This window comes from Micromonospora sp. BS32 (assembly GCF_059089345.1).
This window is the reverse complement of record NZ_JBSSHR010000003.1, coordinates 360,600-373,589: the sequence shown is the minus strand read 5'-3', so window position 1 is coordinate 373,589 and position 12,990 is coordinate 360,600. Positions and strand designations below refer to the sequence as shown.

Genomic DNA, 12,990 nt, shown 5'->3' with positions numbered 1-12,990 from the left:
CGGCCCTCACAAACCCGACGATTTGTTCTCCTTGTCGAGCTTCCTGTCGAGGCGATTCGGTGCCCCCGCTCCCATGGCTACCCGCTCGGCCCAAGCCGGGCAGCTTATGGGCCTGCGACCCGCTCAGACCATGGATGTCTGCCCGCTCGCGATCGTTCAACCGGGCGGTGACGGCTGCTCGGAGGGGCGTCTTCGAGCGCGGACCGCGTCGGCTACGGCGACGCCGACCAGGATGAGGGCGGCGGTGGTGGCTACCGCCAGCAGCGGCATCAGCGTCATCGCGGGGGTGAGGGCGATGAGGGCGAGTGCGCCGATCACGCGGGAGCGGGACACGCGGCCGAACACCGCGTATTCGAAGATGGCCCGTCCGGCGAGGAACAGGGCGGGTCCGGCGAGGATGACGGTGGCCCAGGCCGGGTCGGTGTGTCCGAGCGGGTGGGTGATGAGGAGTTCGTCGCCGACGGCGATGGTGACGATGCCACCGGCCATGATCACGTGGGCGTAGATCGTCGCGATAGCAAGGCGGTTTAGGTTGGTGGTCGCTGCGATAGCGTCGGCCAGCAGTGCTCCGGCGCGGTAGATGTAGATGCGCCACAGCAGTCCCGTGGTGGTGAACGCCACCAGGGTCGCGGCGGTGCGGTCAGCCCCGAACGGGCCGTTTGCGAATGTCAGTCCGGTCACCAGGATCGGCTCGCCGAGCGCGACGATGAAAAACTGCTGGAACCGCTCGGCCACGTGCTCTGCGGAGGCCACGATCTCGAATCGACGAGCGCCGCCGCGGCCCAGCCTCGGCGCGGGGAAGCCGAGTGCGATCCCCACGTACTCCACGACCGCCGCCGTCATCCACAGCGCTGCACGCACCCAGCCGGGTAAGAGCGCACCCGCGATCCATGCCGGCGAAGCCACGCCGACCCAGAACAGTATTCGCACCGCGCTAGGCCGCACCTCGTGGCCACGCAAAAAGTAGATGGCGGCAGCGAGGCCACCAAGCCGGACGGCGAGGTACACCGCTATGAAAACCAGGCCCAGCCGGCCGAACGCCTCAGGCGTCGCAGCCGCCATCACGAGGGTGCCGAGAATGATCGGCATGGTGAACAGCTGTACCAGCGGATGCTGCGGGTCGAACAGGTCCGTAAACCTCGCCGTAGAGACCCAGACATGCATCATGGCGAACAGCAACACCAGTGTCTGGAACGCGCCAGTCCAGCTCAGATGCTCCAGCAGGTGCTGCGAGAGCCGGAGGAAGGCGAGGACGAACACCAGGTCGGAGAAGAGTTCCAGGAATGCCGCCCGCGGCTGCTCGGGTCTTCTCAGCAGTACGCCCAACCTACCCGTCGTCATCACCCGACCACTTCTGCCGTTTCTGTCCGCCTTAACCGTCTTCGTACACGCGGTGGGCCTCGAACGTTGCAGATATAGACGCCGAGCACAACGACTACCGATCCGGACAGCCCGGCCGAGGCTAGGGATTAGGTGGTCGGCCGCCTGACCCAGCCACCTGCTAGTAGCCGGTGCCCGAACGGGCACGAGCGGACACGAGCTGTGGCTTACCCCGTGTCACGAGCAGGCGTTTCGGGTGTCTCGTGGCGGTGCTCCTCCTCCGTCCAAACTGGCGCTCCGCGCGCCGCCCAACCCCGAGCAGACCGCATCTAGTCTGCAAGAGGTCGACGGACAGCGGGGGAGTGGTGTGAGATGTCAAGAGGTATTTCCGCTGCTAGACCGCCATGTGCCCAGGTCGGCGGGACGGGCAATTTGATCTGAGAGATCCGCTAGCAGGCTTCGGATGTGTGGCGGAAACGCGATCCGTCATCACGATCACAGCGACCCAAGGGGATCAGCACAGCGGGAAGCAGATCGTCTGCCCGCCCGTGATCGTCTAACGGGGTGGTGACGGTGGCTCGGATGGGCGTCTTCGAGTGCGGGCCACGTCGGATGCGGCGACACCGAACAGGATGAGGGTGGCGACAACGGCCAGGATGAAGGCAGCGGTGGTGGCTACTGCCAGCGGCGGCACCAGCGCCATCGCTGGGGTGATGACGAGCAGGGCGAGTGCGCCGATCACGCGGGGGCGGGACACGCGGCCGAACACCGCGTATTCGAAGATGGCTCGTCCGGCGAGGAACAGGGCGGGTCCGCCGAGGACTACGGGGAGCCAGGCCAGGTTCGAATGTCCGAGCGGGTGGGTGATGACGAGTTCGTCGCCGACGGCGATGGTGATGATGCCGGCGATCATGATCACGTGGGCGTAGACCGTCAGGACACCAACGCGGAGTCGGTTGGGTGCCGCTGTGATGGCGTCGGCTATCAGTGCTCCGGCGCGGTGGATGTAGATGCGCCACAGCAGTGCTGTGGTGGCGAACGCGAGGAGGGTCGCGACGCTGCGGGCAGCGCCGAACGCGCCGTTTGCGAATGCCAGTCCGGTTACCAGGATCGGCTCGCCGAGGGCGATGATGAAGAACTGCCGGAACCGCTCGGCCACGTGTTCTTCGGAGACCACGACCTCGAGTCGGCGCTCGCCGCTGCGGCCCAGCCGCGGCGTGGGGAAGCCGAGTGCGATCCCCACTAACTCCACGGCCGCCGCCGTTATCCACAGCGCTCCCCGCACCCAGCCGGGCAAAAAAGCCCCCGCGACCCAGAGCACCGCGCTGATGCCGACCCAGAACAGTAGCCGCAGCGCGTTGCGCTGCCCCTCGTGGCCCCGCAACAGAAGGATCGCGACAGCGAAGATGCCAAGCCGGACGACGACGTACACACCTGCGAAGACCAGGCCCCGCCGGCCGAACGCATCCGGCGCCGCAGCCGCCAACACGAGCGTGCCGAACATGATCGACATGACCACCAGCTGGATCAGCGGATGTTGCGGGTCGAACGTGTCCGTAAACCTCGTCGCAGCGATCCAGACAAACAACACGGCGAACAGCAACACCAGTGTCTGGAAGGCGCCAGTCCAGCTCAGATGCTTCAGCAGTTCCTGCGAGAGCTGGAAGAACGCCAGGACGAACACCAGGTCCAGGAAAAGTTCCAGGAATGCCGCTCGCCCCTGCCCGGGCCTTCGCAGCAGCTTGCTCGCCCTACCCGTGGTCATCGGCCGCCCGTTTGTGCCGTTTCTGCCGGTCTTGACAGTATTCGTACCATGCCGTAGGGTCTTGAACGTTGCCGACATCGACACTGCCCGCGGCATCCTGCTGTACCACCCCGAGCGTGACGACGCCGAAGCCACCGACCGGGTCACCGAGGACCTGCTGCGTGTGCTCGGCCCTCCGCCCGACCAGGCCCACGAGATCTGCCAGCGGCCACTGCCCGCCCTCGATGGCCGTCCATGACCGACGTCCATCCAGCCAGGAGGGCCTTCGACCGATCTATGCGTTGACCGCCTCTCGTACCATACGGTTGGCCGTGTCCGCTTCGTACCCGGTCGCCCGGAGTAGGTCACTCAACGCTGTGCGGAGCTGGATCACCATGGCACTTCCGTACGCTCTCAGGCCTTTTCGGCAGGCCTTGCCGACCAGCCGAGCGACGTCCAGTACCGCCTCGCGGGTCTGCTCGAACGTCCCAGCCTGTCGTGCCTCCCGCTGCAGCACTCGGACCGACTCGGCGAGCCTCTCCACGGCGGCAATGAGTTCCTCCGGCACCGGCTCGTCGTACTGCAGCGAGGTCGCCGCCCAGCGGGACATAGCCCGGCACGTGAGCGCCACTCGATCCATGCACTGGATCCCGCGTCGGTACTGTTCGACATCGCGGCGCCGCCGCCACCGGACCGGCGAGATCATCGTCACCTCCTCGGCGCCACCCAGCGCCTCGTGCAGCCGGTTGAGGTCGCCGTCCATACCGCGAAGCTGGTCGAGTGCCCGCACCGCGCGGTCCGGGTCCCGCTGTCTCAGCGCCTGTGCGACCTCCCGAAGCTGCGATGCGAGTGTCTCGGTCAGCGGTGCGGCGGCGCGCTGGAGAGTGCGCATCGGGTCGATCGGCACCAGTAACGCCACCACCACCAGCCCGACGACAGCGCCCGACCCGGCTTCGATGAGCCGCTCCCATTCGAGATTGTGCTGGACCGGTGACAGCGTGGAGAGCAGCACGGCGGTGCTGCCGGCCTGGGCGACCAGCGCGCCGCTGTGCCCGGTCATCAGCAGGGCGACGGCGATGGCCAGCGCCACCACCACGCCGATCTGCCAGGCCCCGAACCCGAGGTAACGCAGTAAGAGATCGCTGATGAGCAGGCCCAGCCCGACGCCCAGCATCAGTTCGGCCGTACGTCGGGCGCGCTGTCCGAGTGCGGCGACAATCGTGCCGACGGCCGCGCTGGGCGCGAAGACCGGCGCGGGACGCCCCGCCACCTCGTGCGCGAGCCCCCAGGCCAGAGTGGCGGCGAGCCCGCATTGGGCCGCGATGACCAGGACGATCTCAACCTGACGCAGCCGCAGTCGGCCGGCCCTACCACCACGGCGTGCAGCCTGCGCCACTACGTCTCTGGCCTGCTTGACCACCTCCTCAGGGCGGGGCAGGGGGCTCCGGTCAGCGGCCATGGCGGGGGTTACCCCGCCCGGCTCTCACAAACCCACGACCCGTTCACCCTGTCGAGGCGATTCGGTTACATCCGCTCCCGTGCCTGTGGCTCGGCGACGCCAGCTGCATCAGCGGATGCCGCGGGTCGAACAGGTTCGTAGACCTCGCCATATAGGCCCAGACATGCAACACGGGAGCAGCAAACACCAGTGTCTGGAACGCGCCAGTCCAGCTCAGATGCTCCAGCAGTTCCTGCGAGAGCCGGAAGAACGCGAAGACGAACATCAGGTCGAAGAACAGTTCCAGGAACCCAGGACGCCCCTGCTCGGGTCTTCGCAGCGGCCTGCTCGCCCTACCCGTCGTCATCGCCGGCCGTCCCACCGTCCCCCGGGTGGTCGCCCGCCGGCTGGTCCGGGCCGCCGCCCCCCGCGCGGTCTGCGGGGCCGGCCTCGGCGGGTATGGAGTCGGCCTGCCGGACGGCGGGCACGAACTCACGCAGCAGGATCTGCACGATGCCGGCGGCCGGGATGGCCAGCAGGGCTCCCAGGAGGCCGCCCAGTTCGGCGGCGAGCAGCACGCTGACCAGCACGGTCAGCGGGTTCAGTCGGACCGCGTGGGACATGATGACCGGTTGCAGCAGGTGGTTCTCGACCTGCTGGTAGACCACGAAGAAGACCAGCACGACCACCCCGGCGGTGGGGGAGTGCAGGAAGCCGGCGCCGCCCGCGGCGATGGCGCCGAGAGTCGCCCCCACCAGGGGGATCAGGTCGGCGATGGCGACCAACAGCGCGATCACGGCGGCGAACGGCACCCCGGTGAGCGCGAGCACCACGAAGGTCGCCAGGCCGCAGATCAGGCTGATCAGGAGGTTGCCGCTCAAGTAGCCGGTGATGGTGCGCGCCGATTCCCGGCCGATGCGGCGCAGCCGCTCCTGCCGGGCGCCACCGGCCAGGGCCAGCGTCCTGGCGGTGATCCGCGGCCCCTGCACCACCATCAGGAACGCCAGCACCACCACGGTCAGCACTCCGGCGACGCCCTGAACCGTCCCGCGGACCAGCCCGACCGTCGACCGGCCGAGGTTGCCGCCGAAGCGCTGGAACTGGTCGGCGTGGGCCTCGGCGTAGCGCCGCAGGTGGAACCGTTCCAGCAGCTCACCGACCGGCCCGCGCCCGGCCCGCGCCTCACGCACCAGGTCCGGCGCCCGGTCGGCGAAGCGGGCCAGCTCGTCCAGCAGGGGCACCACGATCAGCACGCCGAGCGCGGCGAAAGCCACGAAGGCGGCCAGGAACACGACCAGCGTGGCCGCCGCCCGACGCCGAACGAACCGTCGCTGCACCCGATCCACCAGGGAATTCAGGGCCACCGCGAAGAACGCGGCCACCACCACCCAGATCAGCACCCGCCGGGTCTCCCACACCAACGCCAGCCCGAACAGGGTGACGAGGACCAGACCGATGACGATCAGCGTCCGGCGGGCCATGGATCGATCGTCGGCGTCGCTCACCGGGCGCGGCTACCCGCTGCCAAGAGGCAGAAACACCAGCGGAGCAGTCTCGATCGCTGGACGCGCCGTCAGGCGAACGGGCTCGACGCGAGGGCATCGAGCGCTGCCCGCCGGCCGACTTCGATCATGTCGATCGCCCGGTGGAAGTCATACGTCCGGACGGCGTTTGTCGGTATCTCGATCAGCAGGTCCGGCGGGTTACCGGCCAACCGGTAGCGGATGAGAAGATCCCGTACGGCCTCCAACGACAGGCTCATGACGTCGGATGCGCGCAGGTCGGCGGGGAGTTGGCCATGTGGCCCGTCGTCGGTGGTGATGGTTTCGGCGGAGGCGTCCGCCGCCGGGCTGCCGTCACCAGATGCGCCGCCGCGGGAGATCACCCGATCGACGACTCCGGCGGGGCCCCGCGGGTGGTCCCGCCCCCCTTGTCCCGGCGGGTCGGCCGATTCCCGGACAGCTGCCCCCGGGTGGGAGTTGGCGCGGGCAGGCTTGAGGGACACGGCGACGACCGCGTCGGCCGGCATGAAGGTGGTCGGTGCTATCGGCAGCGGCTCCACCAGGCCACCGTCGGCGAGGAGCCGGCCGTTGATCATGACCGGTGTGATGGCGGGTGGCAGTGCGATGGAGGCCCGCACCGCGACGTCCACCGGGCCGTGCTGAAACCACACGGCTCGGCCGGCCCACAGGTCGGTCGCTACCGCCGTGAAGGGCTTGGGCAGCTGTTCGATGCGTGCGCCGTCGAGCAGTTCCCTGACCCGGGCCATGAGCTTCTCGGCCCGGAACGCGCCGGGCGCGCCGACGGCCGGATCGAGCAGACGCAGCACGTCGCGTTGGCCGATGGTGCGCACCCACTCGGCGTAGGCGTCGAGCTTGCCCGCTGCGTACAGCCCCCCGACGAGGGCGCCCATGGAAGAGCCAGCGATCGCAACGATGTCGAACCCACGCTCCTCAAGGACCTGGATCGCCCCGATGTGCGCATAGCCGCGCGCCCCGCCTGCGCCGAGTGTCACCGCGATCCGCACGCACCACCGTCCACTGCTCCCACCCACATTGGGCCACGAGGCTTCGATGTCGAGGAGGTCGAGCCGCAGTCCGCTTGGCATGTCGGGCAGGCTCAAGGGACACCCCCGTCGCTGCTGAACACTCAATCACGAAACGGAGGTCCGGATATCCGGTCTCGGGACTTCGCTCTCTGTGCGGGCAGCCCGACTGGCCAGCTCCGGCCAGTCGGCCATCTCGGCCGCGCGGTCAGCCGGAGCCAGCCGCAATGGTGCGGGGCGACACGGACGGTCGATGCAGCGCGGGACCCGGCGTCACATCATCCGGCACGGGTGATGCCAGCTCACCCCGGCGCTTGCGAAGGCCGGCTGAGAGAGGCAGTTGTGACCGGCAATGGCGGGAAACAGGGAGGAACCATGGACTTCTCCGACCGACTCGACGCACTGCAACAGCGTGCTGCGGCGGCCAAGACCGAGGTGCAGGCGGCCGCCGCCGACTCCCGTGAGCAGCTCCGGCAGCGAATCGATCAAACCCAGGGCGAGCTCAACCGGTCCGCCGCTGAGGCACAGCAGGGTACGAAGAAGGCCGCCACCGAAAGGCGGAGCGAGTGGGCGCAGATGAAGGCCGACGCCGCCGCAAAGACCGAGGACATCAAGGCCAAGATCGACAGGCGGACTCGGCAGGTGGACGCGAAGGCCGCCGCCGGCGATGCGGACTGGGCCGAAATGGGCGCGGCCGACGCCCTCGACTTCGCCGAGTGGGCGGCCTACAACGCTCAACTGACCGTGCTGGACGCCATCGACGCCCGCGCCTACGCCGACGAACTCGCCAGCACCGCACGCTCCTGAGCATTGCTCGAACCCTCGGGGCTGGGCCCACGGTGCGTTCAGACGCGCGTCCCGCTGGACCCAGCCCTCGACATCCGTGGCTTCAGTTCACGCCTCGTCGCGAAGCTTGCGCTTCAAGATCTTGCCCGTGGAGGTCATGGGCAGTTCGTGTCGGAACTCGACGAGGCGAGGGTACTTGTAGCTCGCCATCCGCTCCCTGCACCAGTTCACCAGCTCGCCCTCGGTCAGCCGTGATCCCGGCTTGCGGATCACGAAGGCCTTCACCTCCTCGCCGTGCGACTCGTGCGGCACGCCGACCACGGCCACCAGGCTCACGTCAGGGTGCGTCAGGATGAGCTCCTCGATCTCGCGGGGATACACGTTGAAACCACCGCGGACGATCATGTCCTTGGCGCGGTCGACGATGAAGTAGTAACCGTCCTCGTCGCGGCGGGCGACGTCACCCGTGCGGAACCACCCGTCCCGGAGCGCCTCAGCGGTTGCGTCGGGGCGGCCGTGGTAGCCCTTCATGACGTTGTGACCCCGGATGGCGATCTCGCCCGACTCGCCGTCCGGGACCTCGTTCCCGTCCGCGTCGACGAGCTTCAGCTGCACGCCCCAGATCGGCTGCCCGATCGAGCCGGGCTTGGCCGCGCGGCCGGGGTGGTTGAACGACGCGACGGGGCTGGTCTCGGAGAGGCCGTAGCCCTCCCGGATCCGCACGCCGTAGACCTTCTCCACCTGCTCGAGGATCTCCACGGGAAGGGCGGCACCGCCGGAGACCGCCATCCGCAGGTTGGCCGCGATCGCCGGAGTGTTGCCGTTTTCCCGGTCGACGTTGAGCAGGCCCCAGTACATCGTCGGCACGCCGGCGAAGAAGGTGACGTGCTCCCGCTCCATCAGCGCCAGTGCCGTTGCGGCATCGAACCGGGGCAGGAGAACCAGCGTGGCAGCACCGTACAGACCCGCGTTCATCTGCACCGTCTGCCCGAACGAGTGGAAGAGCGGCAGCGTCACCAGGTGGACGTCCCCATCGACGGCGCCGAAGAGGCGCCAGCACGAGAGGGCGTTCATGACCATGTTGGCGTGAGTCAGTTCGGCGCCCTTTGACTGTCCCGTCGTCCCGCTGGTGTAGAGGATCACCGCGGTATCCGTGCCCTCGGTAACCACGGTCTCGAACCGAGGGGCCTTGCCGGCGAGTGCGGACCGCAGAGTGGTGGCCCCCTCGATCGGGGTCGGCGCCTGGGGGTCCGCGGTCATGAGGAAGAAGCGCCCGCACTCGTCGGCCCTGCCGAAACCCTGCCAGCCCTCGGCACCCATGGGCAGGTCGGGGGTGCCCTCGAAGCAGAAGTACGCCTTGGCCCCCGAGTCCCGCAGATGGTAGGCGATCTCGTCGGCCTTGAGGAGCACGTTCAGCGGCACAACGACGGCGCCCGCCTTGAGGATGCCGTAGTAGACGATCGGGAAGTACGGAAGGTTCGGGCACGACAGCGCGACGCGGTCGCCCGGCCGGATGCCGCTGCCAACGAGCAGATGTGCGACCTGGTTCGCCGCACCGTTGAGTTGGGCGTACGACAAGCGGGTGTTACCGAGTACGACGGCATCCCTGCCCGGCAGCCGTTCGGCGGTGCCTTCGAGCATGAGCGCGAGGTTGAGCATCCTGGCTCTCCTTGGGTGGGGTCCGGTCAGGTCAGGGCATTGCCGTCGCGGCAGGCGGTGGCGTGTGTTCGCCGACGGGCGCCTGCGGCGCGGCGACGAACGGTGGGCGGGGCAGGTCGGCGTCACCGGCGGCGGCGTAGACGACGGCGTCGGGGCGGAGTGCGAGCACGGTGCCGCGGTGCTGGCGCATCCAGGGAATGAGCACGTCGTCGCTGTCGACGATCGTGCCGGGCGCGGGGGCCGAGCCCGCCGGCGTGACCTGCAGGCACGAAACTCCGCTGGCCGCCCAGGCCGACCACGGCCGGGCCGGGCCGGTGTGCAGCAGCGTCCACCGACCGGCGAGCACGTCGTCGAGGCGGACGCGGTCACGGCCGTCGGTACGGACCCAGGGCTGCGGGAGTTGCTCGCCGACCGCCGGGTTGCCACCGGTGTGGTCCAGCAGGCCCCTCCGGTAGCTGGTGTCCGGGAACCACCCGGCCTCCTGCATGTAGGCGCGGAAGGCCGGGACTCGCATGAGGACCCGGAACGCGGCGTTGCGCACGGCCGTCAGCCCGGGACGTCGCTCGGTGATGATCCGTCCGAATCGCACCGCCTGCGCGGTCATCTCCCGCACGTGTGGTTTGCGCTCGACCTCGTAGCTGTCCAGAGCGTCATCGGGCAGCTCACCGCGGAGCACCGCGGCCAGCTTCCAGCACAGGTTGCCCGCGTCGCGTACGCCGGAGGACATGCCCTCGCCGATCCACGGCGGCATCGCGTGTGCGGCGTCGCCGGCGAGGAAGATCCGGCCGACGCGCCACTGGGCGGCGAAGCGGACGTGGTGGCTGTAGACCACCGCGCGGAGGATCTCGACCTCGTCGGGCGTCCGGCCGTAGCGGCGCAGCAGCCGCCAGATGTAGTCGTGGCTGACGAGATTCTGCTCGTCCTCGCCGGGCAGGACGGGGAACTCCCAGCGGTGGTGGCCCAGCGGGGTCGGGCAGTCCACGGCGGGCCGGGCGGGGTCGCAGTGGAAGCGCAGTCGGTCGACGGTGTCCCAGTCCCGCTTGACCTTGGTGTCGATGACGACCCACCGGTCGTGGTAGGTACGGCCGTCGAAGCCGATGCCCAGCCGGGTCCGGATCGGGCTGGAACCGCCGTCGGCGGCGATGAGGTAGGCCCCGCGCAGGGTACGTAGCGTGTCGTCGGTCAGGTCCCGCGCGGTGACGGTGACACTGTCGCTGTCCTGCTCGACGGCCTCACATTCGTGGCCGAGGAGGACCTCGACGTTCGGGTAGCGGTCCACACCGTCGCGGAGGACCTGCTCCATGGCCGGCTGGTAGATGAACAGCTGCGGCGGGTGCCCGTTTCCCCGCGGAGCCGGCGCGAGGCTCAGGAACGACCGGCCGCGCGCGTCGACGAAGTCGATCGGCAGGCCGGCGAGCATGTCGTCCTTGAGCCGCTCCGCGAGGCCGATCCCCTGCCAGATCCGGATCGTCTCCTCGTCCGTGGAGATCGCCCGCGCGCGGGGAAAAATGGCGGCGTCGCGCTCGACCACGGCCACCCGTACGCCCATGCCGCCGAGCAGATTGGCGGCGGTCACGCCGACCGGGCCGTATCCGGCGATGATGACGTCGTAGTCGCGCAGTTCGGTGTTCATGCGGTGGCTCCGCTCAGTGCCGGGACGGTGACCTCCGCACGGCGCAGCGAAGCCGCGCCGTGGCGGAACTGGTTGAGCTTGTCGATGACGGTCTGGCCCTCGGGGGTGTGCCCCCAGATGCTGATCCCCTGGTGGGTGGTGGGTTCCCAGGTGGCCTCGTCGACGACGATGGGATTCCAGCCGACCTCCCACTCGAAGCCGGACGGCGTCCGGACGTAGTAGGAGAGCTCCTTGTCGTTGGTGTGCTGCCCGATGCCGAGGGCCATGGTGAAGCCGAGTTGCTTGAGACGCTGGTAGGAGGTGGTCATGTCGTCCAATGTGGCGACCTGGGTGTTGAGGTGCTGGACCGCGGTGCGGATCGGATCGATGCGCAGGCCCTCGGTGTTGGCCACGGCGACGGTGTGGTGGCGGCCGTTGACCCGCAGGAACCGGATCCGGAAGCGCACCCTGCTGATCGTCTCGACGATGAAGTCGCTGAGCCGGGCGTCGAGCAGGTTGTCGTAGTAGCGGTGGATGGCGTCCGGCTGCCGTGAGCTGATCGCGATGTGACCCATGCCGGCGTCGCCGGTGACGAAGCCGCTGGCCTGCATGTGTAGCGGGGCGGTGCTGGTGACCGCAGTGGTGTACAGCTCCTGGACCAGGCCCTTCGGGCCGGGGAAGCGCACCAGCCGTTGCACGCCGCGCAGCGCCGCCTCCTCGTCGTGGCCCTGCTCGACGGTGACGCCGCGGGCGGTGATGCGGGCGACGATGTCGTCGAACGCCGCATGGTCGTCGACGTGCCAGCCGACGGTGGTCACGTCCTCTGCGGGGCCCCGTTGCAGCAGCAGGCGGCACTCGTGGTCGTCCAGCCGGAAGCGCATCCGGTGGCGGTCGAGTTCGTCGACGTGCAGGCCGACGCCGTCGGCGCCGAAGCGGCGCCAGTCTGCGAACCGGGTGGTCTCGATGCACAGGTAGCCAAGGTGCACTTTGCCGAAGACGTTCATTCGGACTCCTCGGAGAGGAAGGCGGCGGTGAGGAAGTTGAACAGGTCCGGGCGTTCCCACTGCACCCAGTGGCCGGTCCTGGCGACCAGGTACAGGTCGCAGCGGGGCATCCGCTCGGCGAGGAGCATCCCGCCGGACGGCCGGTTGACCTTGTCGTCGGCGCCCCACAGCACGAGCGTGGGCGTGGCGGCCCGGGACAGCCGCTTGTCCCGCAGCAGATCCATCCGCAGCAGGGTGCGTAGCCCGGCGGGGCGCCGCAGCGGCGGATTGGCGACCACTTCCGGGTCGATGCTCGCCTGGTACCGCTCCTCGATCATCTCGGCGGGGACGGCCGTGCCGTCGTAGACCAGGTCGTCGCGGATGAACCGTTCCAGCTTGGTCCGGGTCGGGCCTTCGCCGCCGTAGTAGGCGAGCAGCCGCTTCAAGCCGGGAGTCGGCGGACGTCGGGTGATGCCGATCCCGCCCGGGCCCATGAGGACCAGGCGTCCGACCCGGTCGGGCCGGTCCAGCGTGAGCCGCAGCGCGGCGGCGCCGCCGTAGGAGTTGCCGACCAGGTGGGCGCGGTCGATGCCGAGCGCGTCCAGCAGCCCACGAAGCGCGCCGGCGAGGTCACCGAACGGGTCGGACTGGTCGATGTGCTTGCTGGACCGGCCGTAGCCGGGCAGGTCCGGCACGATCACCCGGAACCGCTGTGCGAGGGCGTCGACGTTGCGGGCGTAGTTCGACATCCCGGAGGCCCCCGGCCCGCCGCCGTGCAGCAGCACCACCGCCTCACCGGCTCCCCGCTCGGTGACGGCGATGTCCCGCGCACCGACTCGCACCAGCCGCTGATCCGCGGTGACTTCCTCGACGCTCACTTGACCTCCCGCAACCCGACGCTGT

At 69.1% G+C, this 12,990-nt stretch carries 12 protein-coding genes; 2 read left to right on the top strand and 10 right to left on the bottom strand.

Annotated features, from left to right (window positions below):
- Nucleotides 1-156: 156 nt before the first annotated feature.
- A complete protein-coding gene (locus tag AC5RWQ_RS07175; protein ID WP_494281941.1) occupies nt 157-1,326 on the bottom strand; it encodes a low temperature requirement protein A in 1,170 nt (389 codons plus the stop codon).
- Nucleotides 1,327-1,876: 550 nt separating this feature from the next.
- Nucleotides 1,877-3,085 carry a low temperature requirement protein A gene (locus AC5RWQ_RS07170; RefSeq protein ID WP_494281940.1) on the bottom strand — a complete coding sequence of 403 codons (1,209 nt, stop codon included), beginning with the start codon at nt 3,083-3,085 and terminating at the stop codon, nt 1,877-1,879.
- Nucleotides 3,086-3,146: 61 nt separating this feature from the next.
- Between AC5RWQ_RS07170 and AC5RWQ_RS07165 the strand changes: the two genes are divergently transcribed.
- Nucleotides 3,147-3,323 carry a hypothetical protein gene (locus AC5RWQ_RS07165; protein ID WP_494281939.1) on the top strand — a complete coding sequence of 59 codons (177 nt, stop codon included), beginning with the start codon at nt 3,147-3,149 and terminating at the stop codon, nt 3,321-3,323.
- 36 nt (nt 3,324-3,359) lie between these two features.
- Here the strand turns inward: AC5RWQ_RS07165 and AC5RWQ_RS07160 are convergent, their stop codons facing one another.
- From AC5RWQ_RS07160 to AC5RWQ_RS07145, 4 genes are all read right to left on the bottom strand, one after another.
- On the bottom strand, nt 3,360-4,484 hold the full coding sequence (locus AC5RWQ_RS07160; protein WP_494281938.1) for an FUSC family protein: 1,125 nt from the start codon (nt 4,482-4,484) through the stop codon (nt 3,360-3,362).
- Between the two features lie 82 nt (nt 4,485-4,566).
- Nucleotides 4,567-4,869 (bottom strand): low temperature requirement protein A, encoded by a 303-nt coding sequence (locus tag AC5RWQ_RS07155; RefSeq protein WP_494281937.1) that lies wholly within the window; start codon nt 4,867-4,869, stop codon nt 4,567-4,569.
- On the bottom strand, nt 4,856-5,983 hold the full coding sequence (locus AC5RWQ_RS07150; protein WP_494281936.1) for an AI-2E family transporter: 1,128 nt from the start codon (nt 5,981-5,983) through the stop codon (nt 4,856-4,858). The genes AC5RWQ_RS07155 and AC5RWQ_RS07150 overlap by 14 nt, the downstream gene beginning before the upstream one ends.
- A 92-nt stretch (nt 5,984-6,075) precedes the next feature.
- Nucleotides 6,076-7,125: a patatin-like phospholipase family protein gene (locus AC5RWQ_RS07145; protein WP_494281935.1), complete on the bottom strand. Its 1,050-nt coding sequence runs from the start codon at nt 7,123-7,125 to the stop codon at nt 6,076-6,078.
- 297 nt (nt 7,126-7,422) lie between these two features.
- Between AC5RWQ_RS07145 and AC5RWQ_RS07140 the strand changes: the two genes are divergently transcribed.
- Complete coding sequence (locus AC5RWQ_RS07140; RefSeq protein WP_494281934.1) at nt 7,423-7,854, top strand: hypothetical protein; 432 nt, start codon at nt 7,423-7,425, stop codon at nt 7,852-7,854.
- A gap of 87 nt (nt 7,855-7,941) precedes the next feature.
- Here the strand turns inward: AC5RWQ_RS07140 and AC5RWQ_RS07135 are convergent, their stop codons facing one another.
- The 4 genes from AC5RWQ_RS07135 to AC5RWQ_RS07120 are packed head-to-tail and all read right to left on the bottom strand — an operon-like array spanning nt 7,942 to nt 12,965.
- Nucleotides 7,942-9,492, bottom strand: a complete 1,551-nt coding sequence (locus tag AC5RWQ_RS07135; protein WP_494281933.1) for a long-chain-fatty-acid--CoA ligase — start codon at nt 9,490-9,492, stop codon at nt 7,942-7,944.
- Nucleotides 9,493-9,523: 31 nt separating this feature from the next.
- Nucleotides 9,524-11,125, bottom strand: a complete 1,602-nt coding sequence (gene mhpA / locus AC5RWQ_RS07130) for a bifunctional 3-(3-hydroxy-phenyl)propionate/3-hydroxycinnamic acid hydroxylase MhpA (protein ID WP_494281932.1) — start codon at nt 11,123-11,125, stop codon at nt 9,524-9,526.
- On the bottom strand, nt 11,122-12,108 hold the full coding sequence (locus AC5RWQ_RS07125) for a VOC family protein (protein WP_494281931.1): 987 nt from the start codon (nt 12,106-12,108) through the stop codon (nt 11,122-11,124). The genes mhpA and AC5RWQ_RS07125 overlap by 4 nt, the downstream gene beginning before the upstream one ends.
- Entirely contained in the window at nt 12,105-12,965 is an 861-nt protein-coding gene (locus AC5RWQ_RS07120; RefSeq protein ID WP_494281930.1) for an alpha/beta fold hydrolase, read from the bottom strand. Before AC5RWQ_RS07120 ends, AC5RWQ_RS07125 begins: the two co-directional genes overlap by 4 nt.
- Nucleotides 12,966-12,990: the final 25 nt, after the last annotated feature.